The sequence below is a fragment of the Pseudochrobactrum sp. B5 genome (assembly GCF_001939785.1).
Lineage (GTDB): Bacteria > Pseudomonadota > Alphaproteobacteria > Rhizobiales > Rhizobiaceae > Pseudochrobactrum > Pseudochrobactrum saccharolyticum.
This window is the reverse complement of sequence record NZ_MOYL01000002.1, coordinates 551,338-574,929: the sequence shown is the minus strand read 5'-3', so window position 1 is coordinate 574,929 and position 23,592 is coordinate 551,338. Positions and strand designations below refer to the sequence as shown.

20 protein-coding genes are annotated in these 23,592 nt (G+C 52.1%); 17 read left to right on the top strand and 3 right to left on the bottom strand.

Annotation, left to right across the window (positions count from 1 at the left end; genetic code table 11):
• Positions 1 to 80 precede the first annotated feature (80 nt).
• On the top strand, positions 81 to 449 hold the full coding sequence (locus tag BKD14_RS09285; protein WP_075655825.1) for a DUF971 domain-containing protein: 369 nt from the start codon (positions 81 to 83) through the stop codon (positions 447 to 449).
• Between the two features lie 96 nt (positions 450 to 545).
• Here the strand turns inward: BKD14_RS09285 and BKD14_RS09280 are convergent, their stop codons facing one another.
• Complete coding sequence (locus BKD14_RS09280) at positions 546 to 2,165, bottom strand: fumarate hydratase (protein WP_075655406.1); 1,620 nt, start codon at positions 2,163 to 2,165, stop codon at positions 546 to 548.
• Between the two features lie 292 nt (positions 2,166 to 2,457).
• Here BKD14_RS09280 and BKD14_RS09275 point away from each other — a divergent pair, with 292 nt between their 5' ends.
• The 11 genes from BKD14_RS09275 to BKD14_RS09225 all read left to right on the top strand — a co-directional run bounded on the left by BKD14_RS09275 (position 2,458) and on the right by BKD14_RS09225 (position 14,955).
• Complete coding sequence (locus BKD14_RS09275; protein WP_245293607.1) at positions 2,458 to 4,536, top strand: L,D-transpeptidase family protein; 2,079 nt, start codon at positions 2,458 to 2,460, stop codon at positions 4,534 to 4,536.
• A 295-nt stretch (positions 4,537 to 4,831) separates the two neighbouring features.
• Positions 4,832 to 6,109, top strand: coding sequence for a phosphopyruvate hydratase (eno, locus tag BKD14_RS09270; protein ID WP_075655404.1), 1,278 nt, complete (start codon positions 4,832 to 4,834; stop codon positions 6,107 to 6,109).
• 317 nt (positions 6,110 to 6,426) lie between these two features.
• A complete protein-coding gene (locus BKD14_RS09265; RefSeq protein WP_022712372.1) occupies positions 6,427 to 6,756 on the top strand; it encodes a septum formation initiator family protein in 330 nt (109 codons plus the stop codon).
• Between the two features lie 131 nt (positions 6,757 to 6,887).
• On the top strand, positions 6,888 to 7,928 hold the full coding sequence (gene pdhA, locus BKD14_RS09260) for a pyruvate dehydrogenase (acetyl-transferring) E1 component subunit alpha (RefSeq protein WP_022712371.1): 1,041 nt from the start codon (positions 6,888 to 6,890) through the stop codon (positions 7,926 to 7,928).
• A 12-nt stretch (positions 7,929 to 7,940) separates the two neighbouring features.
• The gene (locus BKD14_RS09255) at positions 7,941 to 9,350 is read left to right on the top strand and encodes a pyruvate dehydrogenase complex E1 component subunit beta (RefSeq protein WP_075655402.1); all 1,410 of its coding nucleotides are present in this window, start codon (positions 7,941 to 7,943) and stop codon (positions 9,348 to 9,350) included.
• A gap of 14 nt (positions 9,351 to 9,364) precedes the next feature.
• The gene (locus tag BKD14_RS09250) at positions 9,365 to 10,717 is read left to right on the top strand and encodes a pyruvate dehydrogenase complex dihydrolipoamide acetyltransferase (protein ID WP_075655399.1); all 1,353 of its coding nucleotides are present in this window, start codon (positions 9,365 to 9,367) and stop codon (positions 10,715 to 10,717) included.
• Between the two features lie 59 nt (positions 10,718 to 10,776).
• The gene (locus tag BKD14_RS09245) at positions 10,777 to 11,415 is read left to right on the top strand and encodes an SGNH/GDSL hydrolase family protein (RefSeq protein ID WP_075655397.1); all 639 of its coding nucleotides are present in this window, start codon (positions 10,777 to 10,779) and stop codon (positions 11,413 to 11,415) included.
• Positions 11,416 to 11,533: 118 nt separating this feature from the next.
• The gene (gene lpdA, locus BKD14_RS09240; protein ID WP_075655821.1) at positions 11,534 to 12,997 is read left to right on the top strand and encodes a dihydrolipoyl dehydrogenase; all 1,464 of its coding nucleotides are present in this window, start codon (positions 11,534 to 11,536) and stop codon (positions 12,995 to 12,997) included.
• Positions 12,998 to 13,123: 126 nt separating this feature from the next.
• A complete protein-coding gene (locus BKD14_RS09235; protein ID WP_028233977.1) occupies positions 13,124 to 13,321 on the top strand; it encodes a hypothetical protein in 198 nt (65 codons plus the stop codon).
• A 179-nt stretch (positions 13,322 to 13,500) separates the two neighbouring features.
• Positions 13,501 to 14,469 carry a lipoyl synthase gene (gene lipA, locus BKD14_RS09230; RefSeq protein WP_022712365.1) on the top strand — a complete coding sequence of 323 codons (969 nt, stop codon included), beginning with the start codon at positions 13,501 to 13,503 and terminating at the stop codon, positions 14,467 to 14,469.
• A 12-nt stretch (positions 14,470 to 14,481) separates the two neighbouring features.
• Positions 14,482 to 14,955: a type II toxin-antitoxin system RatA family toxin gene (locus tag BKD14_RS09225; protein WP_075655395.1), complete on the top strand. Its 474-nt coding sequence runs from the start codon at positions 14,482 to 14,484 to the stop codon at positions 14,953 to 14,955.
• A 6-nt stretch (positions 14,956 to 14,961) separates the two neighbouring features.
• On the opposite strand, the gene BKD14_RS09220 is transcribed toward BKD14_RS09225, so the two are convergent.
• Both BKD14_RS09220 and BKD14_RS09215 read right to left on the bottom strand, forming a co-directional pair.
• Complete coding sequence (locus BKD14_RS09220; RefSeq protein WP_075655393.1) at positions 14,962 to 15,459, bottom strand: CinA family protein; 498 nt, start codon at positions 15,457 to 15,459, stop codon at positions 14,962 to 14,964.
• A 70-nt stretch (positions 15,460 to 15,529) separates the two neighbouring features.
• On the bottom strand, positions 15,530 to 16,759 hold the full coding sequence (locus BKD14_RS09215) for a bifunctional 2-C-methyl-D-erythritol 4-phosphate cytidylyltransferase/2-C-methyl-D-erythritol 2,4-cyclodiphosphate synthase (protein ID WP_075655391.1): 1,230 nt from the start codon (positions 16,757 to 16,759) through the stop codon (positions 15,530 to 15,532).
• Between the two features lie 282 nt (positions 16,760 to 17,041).
• On the opposite strand from BKD14_RS09215, the gene dusB reads away from it, so the two are divergent.
• The 5 genes from dusB to BKD14_RS09185 all read left to right on the top strand — a co-directional run bounded on the left by dusB (position 17,042) and on the right by BKD14_RS09185 (position 23,526).
• Positions 17,042 to 18,061, top strand: coding sequence for a tRNA dihydrouridine synthase DusB (dusB, locus tag BKD14_RS09205; RefSeq protein WP_139316393.1), 1,020 nt, complete (start codon positions 17,042 to 17,044; stop codon positions 18,059 to 18,061).
• On the top strand, positions 18,061 to 19,182 hold the full coding sequence (locus BKD14_RS09200; protein ID WP_075655385.1) for an ATP-binding protein: 1,122 nt from the start codon (positions 18,061 to 18,063) through the stop codon (positions 19,180 to 19,182). Before dusB ends, BKD14_RS09200 begins: the two co-directional genes overlap by 1 nt.
• Positions 19,183 to 19,248: 66 nt before the next feature.
• Positions 19,249 to 20,697: a nitrogen regulation protein NR(I) gene (gene ntrC / locus BKD14_RS09195; RefSeq protein ID WP_280949116.1), complete on the top strand. Its 1,449-nt coding sequence runs from the start codon at positions 19,249 to 19,251 to the stop codon at positions 20,695 to 20,697.
• A 78-nt stretch (positions 20,698 to 20,775) separates the two neighbouring features.
• Positions 20,776 to 21,180: a hypothetical protein gene (locus BKD14_RS09190; RefSeq protein ID WP_075655381.1), complete on the top strand. Its 405-nt coding sequence runs from the start codon at positions 20,776 to 20,778 to the stop codon at positions 21,178 to 21,180.
• A 93-nt stretch (positions 21,181 to 21,273) separates the two neighbouring features.
• Complete coding sequence (locus tag BKD14_RS09185) at positions 21,274 to 23,526, top strand: PAS domain-containing sensor histidine kinase (RefSeq protein ID WP_075655379.1); 2,253 nt, start codon at positions 21,274 to 21,276, stop codon at positions 23,524 to 23,526.
• The last annotated feature ends 66 nt before the right edge of the window (positions 23,527 to 23,592 follow it).

The window sequence follows — 23,592 nt, the reverse complement described above, 5'->3', positions numbered from 1 at the left end:
CATTATGTCACGCAGGCTCTTGCCCGTCCGCGTTTCTGATACTACCACGTAAGGCAGACGTGAATATGGTGGATCATTCAATGAGCGATATCTGGCCGGAAGAGTTGCGGGTTTCCCAAGACCGCAAAACCCTGTCTGTGACATTCAATAACGGACATAATTATTCATTTCCGGCGGAGATGCTGCGTGTCTTGTCGCCGTCAGCGGAAGTGCAGGGACATTCGCCCGAGCAGCGCGTGACTGTGCCGGGTAAGATCAATGTTGGTATTATGAAGATTGATCCGGTCGGTAATTATGCGGTGCGCATCACTTTCGATGATATGCACGATACCGGCCTGTTCACATGGATTTATCTGCATCAGCTCGGTGAGGAATATGAAACCCGCTGGCAAGACTATCTGGATGAGCTGAAAGAGAAAAATCTCAGCCGCGAACCGAAGTTTCATTAAAGCAGTTTCAGAAAAAGTGGACGCCGGTTTTTCGTTCGAAACTGCGTAATTCTAAAAGCAAGAAAGCCGGAGTTTCCTCCGGCTTTCTTTTTGGTTTTATGAAAGATTGAGTTCTTTGAAGAAGTCATTGCCCTTGTCGTCAATGACGATGAAGGCAGGGAAATCTTCAACTTCAATACGCCAGATGGCTTCCATGCCGAGTTCCGGATATTCGACCACTTCAACTTTCTTGATGCAGTCCTGAGCCAGACGTGCAGCGGGGCCGCCGATGGAGCCGAGATAGAAGCCGCCATGTTTACCGCAAGCATCGCGTACCTGACGGGAACGGTTGCCTTTGGCCAGCATGACCATGGAACCGCCGAAAGACTGGAACTGATCCACATAGGAATCCATACGGCCAGCGGTAGTCGGGCCGAAAGAGCCTGAAGCGTAACCGGTTGGGGTCTTGGCAGGGCCTGCATAATAAATCGGATGATTTTTGAAATAATCCGGCATGCTATCGCCGTTTTCCAGACGCTCGCGGATTTTCGCATGTGCCAGATCGCGTGCCACGATGATTGAGCCGGTCAGCGACAGGCGGGTCTTCACCGGATGCTGCGATAGGGTCTTGAGAATCTCTTCCATCGGCTGGTTGAGGTCGATTTTCACCACGCTGTCAGAGAGCTTGGCTTCATCAATATCAGGCATATATTTCGCCGGATTGGTTTCCAGCTGCTCAAGGAAGATACCGTCTTTGGTGATCTTGCCTTTTGCCTGACGGTCGGCCGAGCAGGAAACGCCCAGACCAATCGGCAGCGATGCGCCGTGACGCGGCAGGCGGATAACGCGAACATCATGGCAGAAATATTTGCCGCCAAACTGTGCACCCACGCCCAGAGACTGGGTGAGTTTGTGGATTTCCTGTTCCATTTCCAGATCGCGGAATGCATGTCCGTCTTCCGAGCCTTTGGTAGGCAGGCTGTCGAGATAGCGGGTGGAGGCTAGTTTAACAGTCTTGAGATTCTGTTCTGCCGAGGTGCCGCCGATCACAATAGCCAGATGGTAAGGTGGGCAGGCTGATGTGCCGAGTGTCAGGATTTTCTCTTTGAGAAACTCGATCATGCGGTCATGGGTCAGCAGGGACGGTGTGCCCTGAAACAGGAATGTCTTATTGGCTGAGCCGCCGCCTTTGGCAACAAACAGGAATTTATAGGCGTCTTCGCCTTCCTGATAAATGTCGATCTGTGCAGGCAGGTTGTTCTTGGTGTTCTGTTCTTTGAACATTTCCAGCGGTGCCAGCTGGGAATAGCGCAGGTTCTTTTTGAAATAGGCATCCATCACACCGGAACCCAGCGCGCTTTCATCGCCGCCTTCAGTCCAGACGCGACGGCCTTTTTTACCCATAATGATCGCGGTGCCGGTATCCTGACACATCGGCAGCACGCCGCCAGCGGCAATATTGGCATTCTTCAGAAGATCATAGGCAACAAAACGGTCATTATCGGTTGCTTCCGGATCTTCCATAATATTGCTGAGCTGCTGCAGATGACCCGGACGCAGCAGATGGTTGATGTCGGCAAAAGCAGCTTCGGCCAGCAGACGCAGGCCTTCCTGTTCAACAGTCAGGATTTCCTGACCTTTGAATGTATCGACCGAGACATAATCAGATGTCAGTTTGCGATAGGGGGTTGTGTCCTCACCAAGCGGAAACATTCCGGTATTTACTTGCTCAGCCATATATCACCTTGTTCGCCGGTTTTGCCGCTGAGGTTTCAGCAGGCAGCCGGTCAGACGTAAGTTATCAGATGACGGGCTTTTAACGCTTGTGGCCGCTATTGCCACTGCGGCAGATTGATCTTTTTCTAAGTTTTGACGGGAGAAGGGGCTTTGACCGCTAAAATTATATTTATTGTTAAAAGTTTCTAAATCACAATGGCACACACTATTGGGAATGAATCATTGCGGTGCCGGATCATTTCGCCGTCCACTGCCTGCATAGCTTGTTTTGCTCGAGAACTGACGGACAGATATGACACTTTCGCTGAAATCCTTTCCCCTGATCGTAAGTTCTTCCATGCGCAATGCATTTTTTACAACGGCTATCACCGCTGTTACCGGTATTTCTGTGCTGGCTCCGGTGCAGTCAGCCAATGCAGCCAGCAATCTGATGGATTTGTTCCGTGAGAAGCGTGAGGCGCGTGAAATGCAGCGCCAGCAAATACAGCAGCCTGTTCAGCAGGTGCCGCAAGCCGCAGGCGCAGCGCGCACTGCCAAACCTGCCGGTGCCGCGCAGCCTGCCAAAACCGCAACTGCGCCTGTTAAGACTGTTGCGGTCAAAGGCCCGCAGATTTACGATTACAAGCCAGAAAAGCTGGTGAAAGTGGATTTCACCGCAGTTGATATGCAGCTGACCGCAGCCATTTCTGAGGATGAGGGTGGCTTACTGCCGTCTGAACTTTATGCTGAAGCCGCGGATTTTATCAGTACTCTGCCGCAGCGTGCCGATGGGCTGATTAATCCGGTTGCCCAAAAGACCGTAGTGCAAACAGACACAGCTCAGGTGACTGCCATTCTGGATGCAATGAAAGCCACGGATGTTAAGGCTGAGCAGTCTGTTGCAGAGGCAATTGTGTCCTTCTATGCAACCGAGCAGGCATTGTTATGGTCTGACGGGTTGAATGTTTCTTCCCGCGCTGAAGATGTGCTGGCGCTGTTCGAACGGGCAGAAGAAGAAGGGCTGGTTCCTGCAGAATATGCAGTGAAAGTGCCTGATCTGGCCTTTGACGCTGCGCAAAAAGATCAGCGCATTCGTGAAATGGCAGCATTTGAAATCAATCTGACCGCACGGGCATTGCGCTATGCGCTGGATGCCGGTGAGGGACGGGTGATTGCCAATCGCCTGAGCGGTTTCCACGATCTGCCGCGTAATCGCATCAAACCGGAACTGGTGCTGAAAGCACTGGCTGCTGATGCTGAACCTGCGGAAACATTGGCCGCTTTCAACCCGCAAAACAGCTATTATCAGAAGCTGAAAGCGCAGCTGGCTTCGATGAAGCCGGAAACAAAAAACACTGTTCGTATTGCCGCGGATACACTGATTAAGCCGGGTCAGGACAATGCGGAACTGCCTAAAATTCTGGCGCTGATCGTACAAAAAGCACCGGCCGGTTATCTGAATAGCTATCAGGAGATGTTTGACCGTCACAAAGACGGGACGCTGTATGATCCTGAATTGGTGGCTGCGGTTAAAGATTATCAGAAACTGATGGGAAAAACGCCGGATGGTGTGATTGGTCGCGCGACCATCGCAGGCTTGCAGGGTGAAACATCTTCGGTCAAACGTGAGCGTATTCTCTATGCGATGGAACGCCTGCGCTGGCTGCCGCGTGATTTCGGTCAGCGCTATGTCTTCGTCAATCAACCTGCCTATCGTGCGCAATATTTCGATCAGGGCAAAGAGCAGCTGGCAATGGACGTGGTGATCGGTTCACCGCGCAACCAGACGCATTTCTTCTATGACACAATCAGCACCGTGGTGTTTAACCCGTCATGGGGCGTGCCGCGCTCTATTGTAATGAATGAAATGATGCCGCGCATTCTGGCTGATTCCGGCTATCTTGACCGCAATAATTATGAGGTGATTGCCGGTGGCAAGCGCGTGGCTTCATCCTCGGTCAACTGGTCTGCGGTTGCGCAAGGTAAAGCACATGTTGGCGTGCGACAGAAACCGGGGCCGAATAATGCGCTGGGCGAATTGAAGATTCTGTTCCCGAACAGCCACGATATCTATCTGCATGACACGCCGTCAAAAGCAGCGTTCAAGCGCGATATGCGGGCGATCAGCCATGGCTGTATCCGTCTGGCCGATCCGCGTGCCATGGCTTCTGCGGTCATGAGTACCGGTGAGGAAAACCTGACCAAATATTTCGGCAAAAATGAGCGCGGCATTAAAGTGCCGTCCGGTGTGCCGATTTACCTGACCTATTTCACCGCATGGCCGGATGAGGCGAGCGGTAAAATCCGTTATTATGACGATGTTTATGCGCGTGATGAAGGTCTGGCTAAGGCTTTCCAGAAAACGGAACAGAGTCGGGTAGCGGCAATGTAAATGTAAAAAAGGAGCAGTTCATTTGCTCCTTTTTTATTTTGTGGGCGGGATTTTTGCCGCTGTCGCAAACTCTTCACTTTAATATCGTTTGAAAATCCGGAAATTAACATCTGATTGGCCGAAGCCCTTTGCGTCCGGCAATCTGATTGGTTATCAATAGCGCGAAATTTCTGTAATACCGTTTCGGCTGATGAGGGCGGCGCGGTGTTGGCTCTACCGGTTTGTTTTACGCATTGTCTTTACGCAAAACCGCTTCGTCATTTTGCCGGACATGCTTTATGGAAGGATACTCCCAATGACAGCGATCATCGATATTGTCGGTCGTGAAATTCTCGACAGCCGCGGCAATCCGACTGTTGAAGTTGATGTGACACTGGAAGACGGTTCTTTTGGCCGTGCGGCTGTACCAAGTGGTGCATCAACCGGCGCTCACGAAGCAGTTGAACTGCGTGATGGCGGTACCCGTTATCTGGGTAAAGGCGTTGAACAGGCCGTTGAAGCCGTCAATGGTGCGATTTTTGATGCACTGGCCGGTCATGAAGCGGAATATCAGATCGAAATCGACCAGACCATGATTGATCTGGACGGTACGCCAAACAAAAGCCGCCTTGGCGCCAATGCTATCCTCGGCGTTTCCCTCGCGGTTGCCAAAGCTGCTGCACAGGCCTCCGGTCAGCCGCTTTATCGCTATGTTGGCGGTGCCAATGCCCATATCCTGCCGGTGCCGATGATGAATATCATCAATGGCGGCGCACATGCGGACAATCCGATTGATTTTCAGGAATTCATGATTCTGCCGGTCGGCGCATCCAGCTTGCGTGAAGCTGTGCGTTACGGTGCGGAAGTGTTCCACACACTGAAATCCCGCCTGAAAGCTGCCGGTCACAACACCAATGTCGGTGACGAGGGCGGTTTTGCTCCTAACCTGCTGAGCGCGGAAGCAGCGCTTGATTTCGTTATGGAATCGATTGCGAAAGCCGGTTTCAAGCCAGGTGAAGAAATTGCAATCGGTCTGGATTGCGCTGCAACTGAATTCTTCAAAGGCGGTAACTACGTCTATGAAGGCGAGGGCGTAACCCGCACACCGCAACAGCAGGCTGAATATCTGGCCAAGCTGGCCACAGATTATCCGATCATCAGCATTGAAGACGGTATGTCGGAAGATGATTGGGCAGGCTGGAAGACCCTCACCGATCTGACAGGCAAGAAAACCCAGCTCGTTGGCGATGATCTGTTCGTAACCAATTCCGCACGTCTGCGTGATGGTATCAAAATGGGCGTTGCCAATTCCATTCTGGTTAAAGTCAACCAGATTGGCACGCTGTCTGAAACCATGGATGCCGTGGAAACCGCTCATAAGAACGGCTACACCGCTGTGATGTCGCACCGCTCGGGCGAAACAGAAGATTCCACCATTGCGGATCTCGCTGTTGCCACCAATTGCGGCCAGATCAAAACCGGCTCGCTGGCACGTTCAGACCGGTTGGCAAAATACAACCAGCTGATCCGTATTGAAGAAGAGCTCGGCACACAGGCGCGTTATGCCGGTCGTTCGGCTTTTAAAGGCCTGTAAGATCCTGCTTTGAGATAAATTAAGGAGAGGCCTGCATGAAAATGCAGGCCTTTTTTGTATTCGAGCGCCGTGTGCCCGATTGGGCGCACAAAGGTCGCTCGAACACTTTAAAATGAGAGCATAATTTTAACTTGAATTGATTCAGATTTAAAAAATTATGCTCTAAGTGCAGCTTTTCTCTGCTTCCGTAAGTCTCTGTTAAGGCTAATATGCTTTAAATAAATATCGGGTGGAATTTATCGTGTGTTGATAATTCCAGTCCTTATTTACGGGCAGATATCCGCGTATCGGATGCGTATTGCTCCAGAGGTGTGAGTATGTGGACAAAACAAAAGCGTAAAAGCATTAAAGGCCGCCTGATTGTGCCGGTTCTGGCTACGGCTTTTTTGTCCTATTTTGGTTTTCATGCTTATAATGGTGCCTATGGTATCTATTCCAAGGAACAATTGCTGGCGCAAACCGTTTCGCTCAATAAGCAACTGACTGATCTGACCGAGCAGAGAGAGTCTCTGGAGCGACAGGTTTTGCAGCTTCGTGACGGTTCAATTGACAAGGATATTCTGGATGAGCAGGCGCGCCGCGCATTGAATCTGTCTCATGCGGATGAGGTTACAATTATTGTCGATCGCGGCAAAAAGACCAATTAACTGAATTGCAGTTAATTGGATGTTTTCTTATTATTTTCAATAACTTAAATAGTGCAAAATTAGCTGTTTAGACATATTGTAAGTTTGGCTGATGAGGTTTATTCTGCGCCCACCATAACAGGGAGCAAAATATGGCACCTAGGGCACAAAAAACTGCTGCGGGTAAATCGCAGGCAGCTCTGTCTAACACTCTCAAGGCACCCCAGCCTAACCAGTTCACCAAAGAAGAAGATCTTCACGCTTACCGTGAGATGCTGCTGATCCGTCGCTTCGAAGAAAAAGCCGGTCAGCTCTATGGTATGGGTTTCATCGGCGGTTTCTGTCACCTTTACATTGGTCAGGAAGCTGTTGTTGTCGGCATGCAGAAAGCCATGCAGGAAGGCGATCAGGTTATCACTGCCTATCGCGACCACGGTCACATGCTCGCAGCCGGTATGAGCGCGCGCGGCGTGATGGCTGAGCTGACCGGTCGTCGCGGCGGCTTGTCGAAAGGCAAGGGCGGCTCGATGCATATGTTCTCGAAAGAGAAACATTTCTACGGCGGTCACGGTATTGTTGGTGCGCAGGTGTCGCTCGGTACCGGTCTGGCTTTTGCAAACCGCTATCGCGGTAATGACAGCGTTTCCATCACCTATTTCGGTGACGGTGCTGCCAACCAGGGTCAGGTTTACGAAAGCTTCAACATGGCATCGCTGTGGAAGCTGCCTGTTGTATTTGTAATCGAAAACAACCGTTATGCGATGGGTACTGCTGTAACCCGCGCTTCGGCTGAAACCGATTTCTCCCGTCGCGGTCTGTCCTTCAATATTCCTGGTATTCAGGTTGACGGTATGGATGTGCGCGCTGTGAACGCCGCCAGTGAAGAAGCACTGGAATGGGCACGTTCCGGCAAGGGTCCGATCATTCTCGAAATGCAGACCTATCGTTACCGTGGTCACTCGATGTCCGATCCTGCGAAATACCGCAGCAAGGATGAAGTGCAGAAAATGCGCTCCGAGCATGATCCGATCGAGCAGGTTAAATACCGCATGATGGATAATGGCTGGTTCTCGGAAGATGACCTGAAGGCGATTGATAAGGAAGTTCGTGACATTGTTGCTGATTCAGCAGACTTTGCACAGAATGATCCGGAGCCGGATGCATCTGAACTCTACACTGATATTCTGCTGTAAGGAGCGAGCGCTATGCCTGTTGAAATTCTTATGCCAGCGCTCTCCCCGACAATGGAAGAGGGCAAACTCTCCAAATGGCTGAAAAAGGAAGGCGATAAAGTCGCTTCCGGTGATGTCATTGCTGAGATTGAAACCGATAAAGCGACCATGGAAGTGGAAGCTGTTGACGAAGGCACTATCGGCAAACTGCTGATTGCTGAAGGGACTGAAGGCGTTAAGGTAAACTCAGTGATTGCTGTGTTGCTGGCTGACGGTGAAAGCGCTGACAGCATTGGCGCAGCGGCTCCTGCTGCAGCGCCTGCCGTTGAACAGCCGACCATGGTCACTTCGGAAGCGCCTGTTGTTGGTGGCGAGAAGCCAGGTGCTTCAACACCTGCGGCACCTGCTGCACCTAAAATCGAAGTTGCCAATGATCCGGATATTCCGGCTGGTACAAAGATGGTGCCTACCACTGTTCGTGACGCTCTGCGTGACGCAATGGCTGAAGAAATGCGCCGTGACCCTGACGTATTCGTCATGGGTGAAGAAGTTGCTGAATATGAAGGTGCCTATAAGGTAACCAAAGGCCTTCTGGCTGAATTCGGTGACAAGCGCGTTGTTGATACACCAATTACCGAACACGGTTTTGCAGGTATCGGTGTCGGTGCTGCTTACACTGGTCTGCGCCCGATTGTTGAGTTCATGACTTTCAACTTCGCCATGCAGGCGATCGATCAGATCATCAACTCTGCTGCCAAGACATTGTATATGTCCGGTGGTCAGATGGGCGCGCCTATGGTGTTCCGTGGTCCTTCGGGTGCTGCTGCACGCGTTGGTGCACAGCACTCCCAGTGCTATGCGGCATGGTACAGCCATATTCCGGGTCTGAAAGTCATCATGCCTTATTCGGCTGCTGATGCTAAAGGTCTGCTCAAGGCTGCGATCCGTGATCCGAACCCGATCATCTTCCTTGAAAACGAAGTTATGTATGGTCACACATTTGATGTGCCGGACATTGAAGATTTCGTGCTGCCAATCGGCAAAGCCCGTATTCATAAAGTCGGTAAAGATGCGACCATCGTGTCCTTCGGTATCGGCATGACCTATGCGATCAAGGCAGCTGAAGAGCTGGCTCAGCAGGGTATCGACGTTGAAATCATCGATCTGCGTACCATCCGTCCGATGGATATGCCGACTGTGATTGAATCGGTCAAAAAGACCGGCCGTCTGGTTACTGTTGAAGAAGGCTTCCCGCAGTCTTCCGTGGGTACAGAAATTGCAACCCGCGTGATGCAGCAGGCTTTCGACTATCTCGATGCGCCGATTATGACCATCGCCGGTAAAGACGTGCCGATGCCATATGCCGCCAACCTTGAAAAGCTGGCACTGCCATCGGTTGCGGAAGTTGTTGAGGCTGTTAAAGCTGTCACCTACGCTCGTTAAGGGGAAGATTAAACATGGCTATCAAAATCACGATGCCGGCTCTTTCTCCGACAATGGAAGAAGGTAATCTGGCAAAATGGCTGGTCAAAGAAGGCGATAAAGTCTCCGCAGGTGACGTTATTGCTGAGATCGAAACCGACAAGGCAACTATGGAAGTAGAAGCCGTTGATGAAGGTATCGTAGCCAAGCTGGTTGTGCCTGCCGGAACTGAAAGCGTGAAGGTCAATGCCCTGATCGCTGTTCTGGCGGAAGATGGTGAAGATGTTTCTGAAGCTGCAAAAGCAGCTTCAGGCGATGCACCTGCCGCAGCGCCAAAAGCTGAAGCCGCTGCACCGGTTGCTGCCACTGCTCCTGCGCCAGTTGCTGCTGCTCCGGCAGCGACACCTGCACCTGCTGCGGCTGCTCCGGCTCCTGTTGCTAAAGGCGAGCGTCTGTTCGCTTCGCCGCTGGCACGTCGCGTTGCCAAGGATGCAGGCGTGGAACTGGCTGCTGTTTCCGGCACCGGCCCGCATGGCCGCATCATCCGTAAGGATGTTGAAGCTGCGATTGCTTCCGGCGTTAAAGCTCCTGCCAAGCCGGTTGCTTCTGCTGCTGCACCTCAGATTGCCGTTTCCGGCGCTTCGGATGAAGCCACCCTCAAAATGTTTGAGGAAGGTTCATACGAGCTGGTACCACATGACGGTATGCGCAAAACCATTGCGCGCCGCCTGATGGAATCCAAGCTGACTGTTCCGCATTTCTATTTGACGATTGATTGCGAACTGGATGCTCTGCTGGCGCTGCGTTCACAGCTCAATGCTGCGGCACCAATGATCAAAACCGAAAAAGGTGAAGTGCCTGCTTACAAGCTTTCGGTCAATGATCTGGTCATCAAAGCAACGGCTCTGGCACTGCGCGATATTCCGGAAGCCAATGTTTCCTGGACTGATGCAGGCATGGTCAAGCACAAACATGCGGATGTCGGCGTTGCCGTTTCTATTCCGGGTGGCCTGATTACGCCAATCGTTCGCGGTGCAGAAACCAAGGCTCTGTCTGCCATCTCCAATGAGATGAAAGATCTGGCCAAGCGCGCCCGCGACCGTAAGCTGAAGCCTTCGGAATATCAGGGTGGCACCACTTCGGTGTCCAACCTCGGTATGTTCGGCGTCAAAGACTTTGCAGCGATCATCAACCCGCCACATGCAACAATCTTTGCAGTTGGTGCCGGTGAACAGCGCGCAGTTGTCAAAAACGGCGAACTGGCTGTAGCAACCGTAATGTCCGTCACGCTTTCCACTGACCACCGCGCCGTTGATGGTGCGCTGGCTGCGGAACTGGCGAAGGTTTTCAAGAACTACATTGAAAACCCGCTCGGCATGCTGGTCTAAGAAAAGACAGGCGCCTCAGATTTCTGGGGCGCCGTTGCTTTCCCGCAAAAGGCGCGAACATGAAATCAGTTTTATGTTTTGGTGATTCACTGACATGGGGCTATCAGGCGCCGGATGGTGCACGTCTGCCGCATGAGGATCGCTGGCCGTCTGTTTTGCAGAAAGGCCTTGGTGCTCAGGCGCATGTGATTGCTGAAGGGCTGAACGGCCGCACCACTGCTTTTGACGATTATACCGCACCGGAAGACCGCAACGGTTCACGCATTCTGCCGACATTGCTTGGCACCCATGCGCCGCTTGATCTGGTGATTATCCTGCTCGGCAGCAATGATATGAAACCGCAGGTCGTTGGTGATGCTTTTTCCAGCCATTGCGGTATGCGCAGACTGATCCAGATCATCCGCAATCATCCCTATCGTGAAGGCTATGCGGTACCAGATATTCTGATTGTGGCTCCGCCGCATATCACTGAGAGTGCTGATCCGTTTTTTGCCTCGCTCTTTGCCGGAGGTATTACGGAATCGCGCAAGCTGGGGCTGCTCTTGTCAGATCTGGCGGATGAAATGGAATGCAGCTTCTTTGATGCATCCGGCATTGCGAAAACCACGCCGCTGGATGGTGTGCATCTGGATGCGGAAAATACACGGGCTATCGGCAAGGCGCTTGAGCCTGTTGTGCGCCTGATCTTGGGTTTGTAGTTATAAGAGCGTATCCCGAAAAGTGTGAAGCGGTTTTCGGACAAGATACGCGAAAACCAATAGATATAATGAATGATGCGCCGGTAACCGGCATAGAAACCATTCAAGGAGAATGAGCGTGTCCAACAATTACGACGTTATCGTGGTCGGTTCCGGTCCCGGCGGTTATGTAACTGCTATCCGTGCCGCTCAGCTCGGACTTAAAACCGCGATTGTTGAACGTGAGCATCTTGGCGGTATCTGCCTTAACTGGGGCTGTATTCCGACCAAAGCTCTGCTGCGCTCGGCTGAAATTCTGCATTTCGGTGAAAATGCCAAGGATTACGGCCTGATGCTCGAAGGTAAAATCAGTGCGGATGTGAAGGCAGTTGTTGCCCGTTCGCGTGGTGTGTCAGCGCGCCTCAATGGCGGCGTTGCCTTCCTGATGAAGAAGAACAAGATCGATGTGATCTGGGGTGAAGCCAAAGTTACCAAAGGCGCATCCGCCGGTAAGCCTGCTGAAATCGTAGTTTCCAAAACCACCAAACAGCCAATGCTGCCACAGAATCCGGTGCCTAAAGGCGTTTTGGGTGAGGGTACTTACACTGCCAAACACATTATTCTGGCAACCGGTGCGCGCCCTCGTGCGCTGCCTGGTATTGAGCCGGATGGCAAGCTGATCTGGACCTATTTCGAAGCAATGGTTCCGCAAGAACTGCCAAAGAGCCTGCTGGTTATGGGCTCCGGTGCTATTGGTATCGAATTCGCTTCCTTCTACCGTACCATGGGCGTTGACGTGACTGTTGTTGAAGTCATGAAAAACATCATGCCGGTTGAAGATGCAGAAATCTCGACTTTTGCCCGTAAACTGCTTGAAAAGCAGGGCATGAAGATCATCACCGAAGCCAAAGTGACCAAAGTGGTCAAAGGTGCAAACTCGGTTACCGCCAGCGTTGAAACCAATGACGGCAAGGTGCAGGAAATCACGGCTGATCGCATGATCTCGGCTGTCGGTGTTGTCGGCAATATCGAGAATCTCGGCCTTGAAGCGCTTGGCGTTAAAACTGATCGCGGTTGCGTGGTGATTGACGGCTACGGCAAGACCAATGTCGAAGGCATTTATGCCATCGGCGACGTTGCCGGTCCTCCGATGCTGGCACACAAAGCCGAGCATGAAGGCGTTATCTGCGTTGAGAAGATTGCCGGTGTACCGAATGTTCATGCGCTGGATAAGGGCAAAATTCCGGGCTGCACCTATTGTAACCCGCAGGTTGCGTCCGTTGGTCTGACCGAAGCCAAGGCCAAAGAACAGGGCTTTGATATCCGCGTTGGCCGCTACCAGTTTGCTGCAAACGGTAAAGCAATTGCGCTGGGCGAAGATCAGGGTCTGGTTAAGACCATTTTCGATAAGAAGACCGGCCAGCTGCTCGGCGCGCACATGGTTGGCGCTGAAGTCACCGAACTCATTCAGGGCTTCGTGATTGCAATGAATCTCGAAACCACCGAAGAAGAACTGATGCATTCCGTATTCCCGCATCCTACCTTGTCAGAAATGATGAAGGAAAGCGTGCTGGATGCTTATGGTAAAGTTTTGAACGCCTGATAATGATTTCCGGCCTGATGATAAAATTCAGGCCGGTTTCGCTCTTGAGAAGGATTGCAATTGCCGCTGATTAAAGACGGATCACCCTATCGCAAAGCCGCGCTGACAGTGCTGAAATATTCAACGCTGATCGGTCTGGGGCTTGGTTTTGGTGTGTCGACACTCAGCTTTCTGTCCGGCAATGTAATTTCAATCAATGGCTATGCACTCTCGGGCTGGTATGGCGTGTGGAGTGTAACACTGGCGCTGGGGCTGGCCGGATTTTGTTTCGGCCTGATCTGGGCACTGGTATTCAAGGCAATCGGTGAAGCAGCGCGACGTTGAGACCGGTTGTATATAAAAGCTGACGGCTTATATGAGCTGTTATCAGTTTTGATAAGAACAGGGTTTGAAGCTTGTAGTTTACCTTGTTCGTCCTGCCTGATAAACAGGCGCAATATTCTGGCCGGACTTTCCGGTGTTACGAAATCTGAAGGCCGCAACGGCCGTTTTGGGAAAGACATATGGTTACGCTTCTGGACACCGTTAACGACGACAGAAAACGCCTTCGTCATCCTGAGAAGGCCAATCGGCCCGACACAGCACTTTTGAAAAAGCCTGACTGGATTCGCGTGAAAGCTCCGACTTCGCGCGGTTATGGCGAGACCCGCGATATTGTGCGCTCTAACAAGCTTGTCACAGTATGCGAGGAAGCCGGCTGCCCGAATATCGGCGAGTGCTGGGATAAGAAACACGCGACATTCATGATTATGGGTGAAATCTGCACCCGTGCCTGCGCGTTCTGTAACGTATCGACTGGTATTCCGACCAATCTCGACCCGAATGAGCCGGAAAATGTGGCCAAGGCCGTGAAGCAAATGGGGCTGACCCATGTGGTTATCACCTCCGTTGACCGCGATGATCTGGCCGATGGCGGCGCACAGCATTTTGCTGAAGTTATTCATGCAATCCGTGCTGCCAGCCCGCAGACCACGATCGAAATTCTGACACCGGACTTCCTGCGTAAGGAAGGTGCTCTTGAGATCGTTGTTAAGGCGCGTCCGGATGTGTTCAATCACAATCTGGAAACAGTGCCGTCCAACTATCTGAAGGTGCGTCCGGGTGCCCGTTACTTCCACTCCCTGCGTCTGTTGCAGCGTGTGAAAGAACTCGATCCGACCATTTTCACCAAATCCGGCATCATGGTTGGTCTGGGTGAAGAGCGCAATGAAGTGCTGCAGCTGATGGATGATCTGCGCTCGGCTGATGTGGATTTCATGACCATTGGTCAGTATCTGCAGCCAACCCGTAAGCACCATGCGGTTATCCGTTATGTGACACCGGACGAGTTCAAGTCCTTTGCCACAATCGGTAAAACCAAAGGCTTCCTGCTGGTCGCTTCCAGCCCGCTGACACGCTCATCGCATCATGCGGGTGATGATTTTGCCAAGCTGCGTGCCGCCCGTGAAGCGCTGATTGCCAGCCGTAACTAAAACTTATAGATCATGCCGCAATTTACTGCCACACGTCAGGTTCAGCACCGCGCGGAGCAAATGTTTGCTCTCGTCGCGGATGTTGAAACTTATCCGCAATTTGTCCCGATGTGTGAAGCATTGACCATCCGCTCGCGTAAAGAGCGCGATGGCAAGACATTACTGGTGGCCGACATGACTGTCGGCTACAAACTGATCCGTGAGACATTCACCACACAGGTGCTGCTCAAGCCGGATGAACGGGTAATTGAAGTCAAATATATTGATGGGCCGTTCCGCTATCTCGACAATCGCTGGACATTTGTACCGGTCGGTGACGGTACGCATAGCGATGTGGATTTTTTCATTGATTATGAATTTAAGAGCCGCACGCTTGGTCTGGTAATGGGCTCAATGTTTGATCTGGCTTTCCGCAAATTTGCTGAAGCTTTTGAAAAACGCGCCGATCAGATTTACGGCATTGAAGCCGGTAATGCGATTAAGTAATTAAAATTACTCAGTCAGTCTTTGCAGAACCAAATCCAGTGCGGCCTGCACTGTAGCTAAGCGGATGGCTTCGCGCGATTGGTCGCCGAAGCGGCATTCCAGATGCAAGGTTTCAAAACCCTGTCTCGCACAGGCAATATGCACCAGTCCGACAGGTTTTTCAGCGCTGCCTCCCGAAGGGCCAGCAACGCCGGTGACTGCAATGCTGATACCGGCCTGCGGGGCATGTTTCAGGGCACCTTCAGCCATGGCAATAGCGACAGGTTTCGACACTGCACCAAAATCACGGAGCAGGCTTTGAGGAACACCGATCAGTGAAGCTTTGGCTTCATTGCTATAGGTGACAAAACCACAATCCACCACATTGGACGAACCGGCTATGTCGGTCAGTGCGGCGGCAATCATGCCGCCGGTGCAGGATTCGGCAGTGGTAATCATGAGCTGCGCCTTGCGGCAGGCATCAAGAACGGCGAGGGCCTGCTCTGTTGATTTATTATTGCACATGTTCTTGTCCCAAAACCGCTGCCCACTTTTGGGGAACATGTTGTGCAATCAAACTCATGATCTTCTTCCTTTATGCGGGCACTTCACCCGGATAGATAACGCTGACAGTCACGATAGAGGCAATGCCTTCCTTGCGGCCGACAAAGCCCATTTTCTCATTGGTCGTGGCTTTGACCGAAACACGGTCGGCGCTCACGCCAAGCATATCGCTGAGTTCTGCGGTCATGGCTTCACGATGCGGGCCGATTTTCGGTTCTTCGGCAATCAGTGTAATATCGGCGTTAGCGATACGTCCACCGGCTTCGCGCACAGTTTTAACTGCAAACTCAACAAATTGCCGTGAGGCAGCACCTTTCCACTGCGGATCAGACGGCGGGAAATGCGTACCGATATCGCCTGCACCGCGGGTGGCGAGCAGGGCATCCGTCAGCGCATGCAGCGCCACATCGGCATCGGAGTGGCCATTGAGCTTGTGTGTGTGCGGAATTTTCACGCCGCAAAGCCACACATGGTCGCCTGCCTCGAAACTATGCACGTCATAACCATTGCCCGTGCGGATGTCTGGAAACGCAACCATATCCTGACGCAAGCGCTGATCTGCCATTTCAATATCCTTTGCCCATGTAATTTTAGTATTGTCGGCTGAGCCTTCGACAACACGAACAGGAATGCTCTGCCATTCTGCAATGGCGGCATCATCGGTGAAATCTGTGCGTCCCAATGCAAATGCTGCATTATGCGCATCGAGAATTGGGGCGAAGGGAAAACTCTGCGGTGTCTGCGCAGCAAAAAGGCCTGCGCGCGGCACGGTTTTGGTGACCAAAGCATCGCCGCCAGCCTGTTTCAGCGTATCGGACACGGCAAGGGCAGGCAGCACGCCGGTTTGCGGGTGCAGGGCAATCATGATGCGCTTGAGTAGATCCTGGGTGATGAACGGGCGCACGCCGTCATGAATCATCACATAATCCGGTGCATCCTCGCACAAAGCGAGCAGGCCGAGACGGGTGGATTCCTGCCGTGTCGGGCCACCGGTAACAAGGCGGATACGCGCGGCATCAATATCAGCGCGTTGCAGTGCAGCATGATAAAGATCGTGATCGTCGGAATGGATCACCACCACCACAGGCGAAATCTGCTCGCAGGCCAAAAAAGTACGTAAAGTATGCGCCAGCACGGCCTGACCGCCGATACGACGATATTGCTTAGGGCCTTCGGTGCTCTGACCGGCGCGTTCTCCGCGTCCTGCGGCGACTATAACTGCTGCTGTGCGAATGAGATAAGCCTTTCCGAGCTGCCACACCTGTGTTTATAGCGAATACCGCCTTGATAAACGAAATGCTAGAGCATTTCACAGTCAAGTTTGTACAGCTTGACGACAGTGATAATGCGATCATTAAAGAATCTAGAGCGACCTTTGTGCGCCCAAGAGGGCGCACGGCGCTCTAGTGATGTTTTTTTGATAATGGATTCATCGGTTAATCGCATTGCGACGAATCCGCTTTTTCTTGCATGAAGATGATAAAACCTATAAATCTGCTTAAAGTTTAAGCGTTTTTGATATTGCATAATTTTTAGGCTGATGATGACGACTGCACCCCTGCCATTGAAAATCGGACCGGTGGAAATCCGCAATCGCGTATTTCTGGCGCCGATGTCCGGCGTATCCGATCTGCCGTTTCGCCGTCGGGCGTGGGAGGCCGGTGCAGGACTGGTTGTATCTGAGATGGTTGCCAGTGCGGAGCTGTGCAATCATCATTCTGAAAGCCGTAAGCGGATGGAACGCGGTGACCTGCAAACCCATGTGGTGCAGCTCGCAGGCCGTGAAGCGCATTGGATGGGTGAGGCCGCCAAAATCGCTGAAGGTGAAGGTGCTGATATTGTTGACATCAATATGGGCTGCCCTGCCAAGAAGGTGACCGGTGGTTATTCCGGTTCGGCGCTGATGCGCGATCTGGATTATGCGCTGACACTGATTGAAGCCACTGTGCAGGCTGTCAAAGTGCCGGTAACGCTGAAAATGCGGCTTGGATGGGATCACAATTCAATCAATGCGCCGGAACTGGCGCAACGTGCCGTTGATGCCGGTGTGCAGATGATTACCGTGCATGGCCGCACGCGCTGTCAGTTCTATACCGGTCATGCCGATTGGGACGCAATCCGCGCCGTGCGTGAGGCAATTTCTGTACCGCTTGTTGCCAATGGCGATGTTGGCAGTACTGCGGATGTGCAGGAAATTATGCACCGCTCCGGCGCTGATGCGGTGATGATCGGCCGTGCCGCCTATGGTCAGCCTTGGCTGGCGGGGCAGGTCGCAAGCGAACTGAATGGTTTGCCACATGGTGCCGCGCCGCTAAACTTAAGTGATTATATTCTAGCGCATTATCACGCCATGTTGGAACATTATGGTGAGAAAACCGGTATCCGCCATGCCCGCAAACATCTGGGCTGGTATATGGAACGCCATACAGAGGGTGTCCCTGATACCGTCAAGAAGGCGCTGATGACCTCAGGCAATGCGCAGAAAGTATCAGACATTCTCACGGATATTTTTACCGGCCTGTCACCGGTGGCAGGGGCAAAATCCCTGAAGGATGCCGCCTGATGGACGCTGTAGTATTTTCTCTGTCCGATCATGTGCTGAATACATTGCCGCAAGCGGTGATAATGGCGGATGCTGCGGGACAGATTATTTACGCGAATGCGCAGGCTGAGGTGTTTTTCCGCTCCAGTGCGGGAATCTTGAAGCGCCATGGTCTCAATTATTTTCTGCCGCCTGCAAGCCCGCTGATCGGACTGATTACGCAGGTTATTCAAAGCGGTACAGCGGTTAATGAATATCATATTGATCTGTCATCGCCGCGTATGGGCACTGAGCGCATGGTGGATGTGCAGGTAACGCCGGTCAGTGAAATACCGGATCAGGTTGTTATCCTGTTTAAAGAGACAGCCATGGCGGAGAAACTCAATCGCCAGATGAGCCATCGCGGCGCGGCGCGTTCTGTCACCGGTCTGGCGGCAATGCTGGCGCATGAAATCAAGAACCCACTTTCGGGTATTCGCGGTGCGGCGCAATTGCTGGAAATGTCGGCACGCGATGCTGCCAATGAGTCCGACTGCGAACTGACACAGCTGATCCGTGATGAAGCTGACCGTATAGTCGCACTGGTCGACCGGATGAATGTGTTTTCCGACGAGCGTCCGATTGAGCGCTCTGCTGTCAATCTGCATACGGTACTGGGGCATGTTAAAACGCTGGCGAGCCACGGCTTTGCATCCCATGTCACGATCCGCGAGGATTATGATCCGTCTTTGCCGCGTGTCTGGGGCAATCGCGATCAGCTGATACAGGTATTTCTCAACCTGATTAAAAATGCAGCCGAAGCGATTGAGCCGGAAGAGCGCTCGGGGCGTAAAGGTGAGATATTGCTGACCTCTGCCTATAAAGCGGGCATGCATATGATTGTACCGGCGACGGGCGAGCGCCTGTCTCTGCCGCTGGAATATTGCGTGATTGATAATGGCGGCGGTGTCGCACCGGATATTCTGCCGATCCTGTTTGATCCATTTATTACCACCAAAACCAATGGTTCCGGTTTGGGCTTGCCCTTGGTTGCCAAGATCATTGCCGATCATGGTGGCATGATTGAATGCGAAAGTTTCTCCGGAAAAACCATTTTCCGTATTCTGTTGCCGATATGGAAACAGGACAGTACTGTTCTTTAAATTTAAATATTAAAACATCGATCTAATATCATGTAATATAATATTTATATGTGTGGGAGTGAGGCATTGAATGAACCGGTAATCATCGTTGCAGAAGATGATGCAGCCATGCGCACAGTGCTTAATCAGGCGCTGAGCAGAGCAGGTTATGCTGTGCGTCTTGCCAGTAATCGTGCGGCGCTTTGGGGGCTGATTACGAGCGGCGAAGGTGATCTGGTTATCAGCGATGTGAATATGCCGGATGGTTCGGTGTTCGAAATTCTGCCGCGCATCCGCAAAGCGCGCCCCGATCTGCCGGTAGTGGTGATGAGTGCGCAGAATACTTTCATGACCGCGATCCGCGCCTCCGAAGCCGGTGCCTATGATTATCTGCCAAAGCCTTTTGACCTGAGCGAGATGGTGAGCCTGCTGCGTCGTGCGCTGTCCGAACCAAAGCCGGTGCAGGCAAAGCAGGATGTGGACGATCAGGCAGAGAATATGCCGCTCGTTGGTCGCTCGGTGGCGATGCAGGATGTCTATCGTGTACTGGCACGCATGATGCAAACTGATTTGACTCTGATGATTACCGGTGAGTCCGGTACGGGTAAGGAACTGGTTGCCCGCGCTTTGCATGAATATGGCCGCCGCCGTAACGGGCCGTTTGTGGCGATCAATATGGCAGCTATTCCGCGTGATCTGATTGAATCTGAATTATTCGGTCATGAAAAAGGGGCATTTACCGGCGCGCAGCAGCGCTTTTCAGGTCGTTTTGAGCAGGCCAATGGCGGTACGCTGTTTCTCGATGAAATCGGTGATATGCCGATGGAAGCGCAGACGCGTCTGTTGCGCGTGCTCCAGCAGGGCGAATATATGACCGTTGGCGGACGCACGCCGATTAAAACCGATGTGCGTATTGTGGCCGCGACCAATAAAGATTTGCTCAAAGCAATTCATAAAGGACAGTTCCGCGAGGATTTATACTACCGGCTCAATGTGGTACCGCTGCGTATGCCGCCATTGCGTGAACGCAGTGAGGATGTGCCGGATCTGGTGCAGCATTTCTTTCGGCTGGTGGAAAAAGAAGGTCTGCCGCCGAAGCAGATCAGTGCCGAGGGCTTTGCTGCGCTGCGCCATTACACATGGCCCGGTAATGTGCGCGAACTGGAAAATCTGGTGCGCAGACTTGCAGCACTCTATCCGCAGGATGAGATTAATGCCGAGATTATCCGTCACGAATTGCAGCATCTGCCACCGTCATTACAGGCTGACGAAGCAGGGCTGAAAGCGGATCAGATCAGTAACTTACGTGAGGTGACAGAGATTTATCTGCGCCAGTATTTTGCCTCCTTCAACGGTGAACTGCCGCCGCAGGGGCTATACGACCGGATTTTGCACGAGATTGAATATCCGCTGCTGGCTGCAAGCCTGACAGCCACATCCGGCAATCAGATCAAGGCCGCAGAATTGCTGGGTTTGAACCGTAATACGCTGCGCAAAAAAATCCGCGACCACGACCTCAATATTTTTAGGGGTTGATGGAAATTTGTTTGATTTTTAAAGTAAAAATTTCAAGAGGTGTATTTAAGTAATTATAATATATAGGGAAAATATTTTATGGGTATTATAAGAACGCTGCTGCTTGCATCGATTTCGCTTATGTTTGTAGTTCCAGTAGCTGCTTTTGCGGAAGACAGGCGTTGTAATGATCGTAAGCCGGTGAATTCAATCAATGAAATGTTTTCGGCTCTTTATGCGTGCTGGCAACCACCGAAAGGAACTGTGGGTATGAGTATTACATTGCGATTTTCTCTGCGGCGCGATGGAACTCTCATAGGCAAGCCACGCACAACTTTTACCGAAAAAATAAATAATGATGAGCTTTCCAAGGCCTTTGTGGTTTCTATTTTAGAAGCGCTCAATAAGTCATTACCTGTGCCATTTACGGAAAGTATGGGGGGAGCGGTTGCTGGCAGACCTATGACTTTGAGATTTATATCCCAAGAAATTCGCGACCTTTAATAAAGCTATTATATTTTAATTCGCACAGCGATAACGTTGCATATGTGCAACATTCTGTTGCATGACGGCAACGGTTTATAATAGATTAACGAAATGGATAAGACGAGTCTGCTTGAGTGGTTGCGCGAATTTAAGCCTGCACGGGTGAGTGAACAAAGACGTTTGCTGGCTCTGCCGGGTGTGATCATTGTTGTCCTGTCGATTATTGCATCACTTGTCTCCTTTCTGATTATGATCGGTGTCACGCCGATTGTTCCTGATCTGCATGTGACGCTGACGCTCATCATCATCAATGTGGTGCTGGTCGTCAGCCTGCTGGCACTGATTATCCGCGAGATTTTCCGCATCACACAGGCGCGGCGTCATGGCCGCGCTGCCGCGCGTTTACATGTGCGCATTGTGGCGCTGTTCTCACTGATTGCAGCGGTTCCGGCGATTGTTGTGGCGATTGTCGCCAGCGTAACGCTCAATCTCGGGCTGGATCGCTGGTTTGAAACCAATACGCGCAATATCGTCAATTCATCGATCAGTCTTGCCAATGGTTATATCAATGAAACCGCGCGCAACCTGCAAAGCACCACCTATTCCATGCTGCAGGATATGGATGCGCAACGCACGCTCTATAGTCTCGACCGTAACGGTTTTGTGCAGCTGATGACCTTGCAGGCGCTGGGTCGTGGCTTGCTCGGAGCGCAATTATTACGCGAAGACGGTTCTGTCGCCTTGCGCAGCGAACAGGGCGGCGCAAATCTGCCGCAACCGCCGTCTGAGGCGGTTGAAACAGCACGGGACGGCAATCCGGTGATTATCCCGCCGGGTCCGACCAGCAACTTCGTTGGCGCGATTATCAAGATGCGTGAGATACCTGATGTGTATCTCTACACCGTACGTGCTGTTGATGCGCAAATTCTCGATTCCATGCGTCTGATGGAGGCGAACACCAAGCGCTATCAGGATATGGAGGCGAACCGTATCCCGACGCAGGTGATCTTTGCGCTGCTCTATTTCGGCCTGATGCTGATTGTTTTGCTGCCGGCGATCTGGACAGGTATTGCTGTGGCAGACCGTCTGGTACGGCCAATCCGCCAGCTGATCGGCGCTGCTGATGAAGTGGCTGTCGGTAATCTGGATATTTCCGTGCCGGTGCGCTCCAGCGATGGTGATCTCGGCGCATTGTCCGGCACTTTCAATAACATGGTTGCCGAGCTGAAAAGCCAGCGCACCGATCTTTTGGCCGCTAAAGACCAGATTGATGAGCGCCGCCGCTTCTCCGAGGCTGTGTTGTCCGGTGTTACCGCCGCGGTGATCGGGGTGGATGCACTTGGGCTGATTAATATCGTCAACCGCTCGGCAGAGCAGATGTTCTGCCTTGAGCCGGATGAGGTTATCGGCACAAGCCTGAGTACGCATATTCCGGAAATCGGACAGGTTTTTGAAGTGGCGCATGATTCCGGCCGTGCGGTTTACCGCGAGCAGGTCTCGATGATGCGTGGCGGGCTGACCCGTACCTTCAATGTGCAGATCACGATTGAGGACGGCACAGGCGATGAACGCTCCTATGTGGTTACAATTGATGATATTACTGATCTGGTACAGGCACAGCGCTCAACGGCATGGGCCGATGTGGCGCGGCGTATCGCCCATGAAATTAAGAACCCGCTGACACCGATCCAGCTTTCTGCCGAGCGTATCCGCCGCCGTTATGGCAAGGTTATTACCGAGGATCGTGAGGTTTTCGACCAGTGCGTGGAAACGATTATCCGTCAGGTCGGCGATATTGGTCGTATGGTGGATGAATTCTCGTCCTTTGCACGGATGCCGAAGCCGAAAATGGAAACCATTGATTTGCGGGATTCGCTGAAAGAAGCCGCATTCTTGGTGGAAGTCAGCCGCAGTGAGATCAGTTTTGAGCAGCAATTGAGTGAAATGCCGCTTTATGGCCATTTTGACAGTCGTCTGCTTGGACAGGCTTTTGGTAACATTATCAAGAATGCCAGCGAGGCTATTGAAGCAGTTACTGATGAAGATAATTATCACGGACATATTCTGCTGAAAGCCTATCAGGACAAGGATCAGCTGATTGTCGATGTGATTGATAACGGCAAAGGCCTGCCCGGCGATAACCGGCAGCGGCTGCTGGAGCCTTATATGACAACGCGTGAAAAAGGCACCGGCCTTGGCCTCGCTATTGTCAGAAAAATCGTTGAGGATCACGGCGGGCATATGGAACTGCATGATGCACCGGCTGACTTCTATCAGGGCAGAGGTGCGATGATCCGTATGGTTTTCCCTGCAACACCGCCGGAAATGGCAGGGACACAGACAAATGAGGAGTTGCAGGCATGACAGACAGATGCAGGCAGCTGAATGATAAATACCTGCGGATAGATCACTTTGTGGTAAATCTGCAGG

Coding starts and splice junctions, on each gene's coding strand:
- BKD14_RS09285 (WP_075655825.1), top strand. CDS start 81: ATGAGCGATATCTGGCCGGAAGAGTTGCGGGTTTCCCAAGACCGCAAA.
- BKD14_RS09280 (WP_075655406.1), bottom strand. CDS start 2,165: ATGGCTGAGCAAGTAAATACCGGAATGTTTCCGCTTGGTGAGGACACA.
- BKD14_RS09275 (WP_245293607.1), top strand. CDS start 2,458: ATGACACTTTCGCTGAAATCCTTTCCCCTGATCGTAAGTTCTTCCATG.
- eno (WP_075655404.1), top strand. CDS start 4,832: ATGACAGCGATCATCGATATTGTCGGTCGTGAAATTCTCGACAGCCGC.
- BKD14_RS09265 (WP_022712372.1), top strand. CDS start 6,427: ATGTGGACAAAACAAAAGCGTAAAAGCATTAAAGGCCGCCTGATTGTG.
- pdhA (WP_022712371.1), top strand. CDS start 6,888: ATGGCACCTAGGGCACAAAAAACTGCTGCGGGTAAATCGCAGGCAGCT.
- BKD14_RS09255 (WP_075655402.1), top strand. CDS start 7,941: ATGCCTGTTGAAATTCTTATGCCAGCGCTCTCCCCGACAATGGAAGAG.
- BKD14_RS09250 (WP_075655399.1), top strand. CDS start 9,365: ATGGCTATCAAAATCACGATGCCGGCTCTTTCTCCGACAATGGAAGAA.
- BKD14_RS09245 (WP_075655397.1), top strand. CDS start 10,777: ATGAAATCAGTTTTATGTTTTGGTGATTCACTGACATGGGGCTATCAG.
- lipA (WP_022712365.1), top strand. CDS start 13,501: ATGGTTACGCTTCTGGACACCGTTAACGACGACAGAAAACGCCTTCGT.
- BKD14_RS09225 (WP_075655395.1), top strand. CDS start 14,482: ATGCCGCAATTTACTGCCACACGTCAGGTTCAGCACCGCGCGGAGCAA.
- BKD14_RS09220 (WP_075655393.1), bottom strand. CDS start 15,459: ATGTGCAATAATAAATCAACAGAGCAGGCCCTCGCCGTTCTTGATGCC.
- dusB (WP_139316393.1), top strand. CDS start 17,042: ATGACGACTGCACCCCTGCCATTGAAAATCGGACCGGTGGAAATCCGC.
- BKD14_RS09200 (WP_075655385.1), top strand. CDS start 18,061: ATGGACGCTGTAGTATTTTCTCTGTCCGATCATGTGCTGAATACATTG.
- BKD14_RS09190 (WP_075655381.1), top strand. CDS start 20,776: ATGGGTATTATAAGAACGCTGCTGCTTGCATCGATTTCGCTTATGTTT.
- BKD14_RS09185 (WP_075655379.1), top strand. CDS start 21,274: ATGGATAAGACGAGTCTGCTTGAGTGGTTGCGCGAATTTAAGCCTGCA.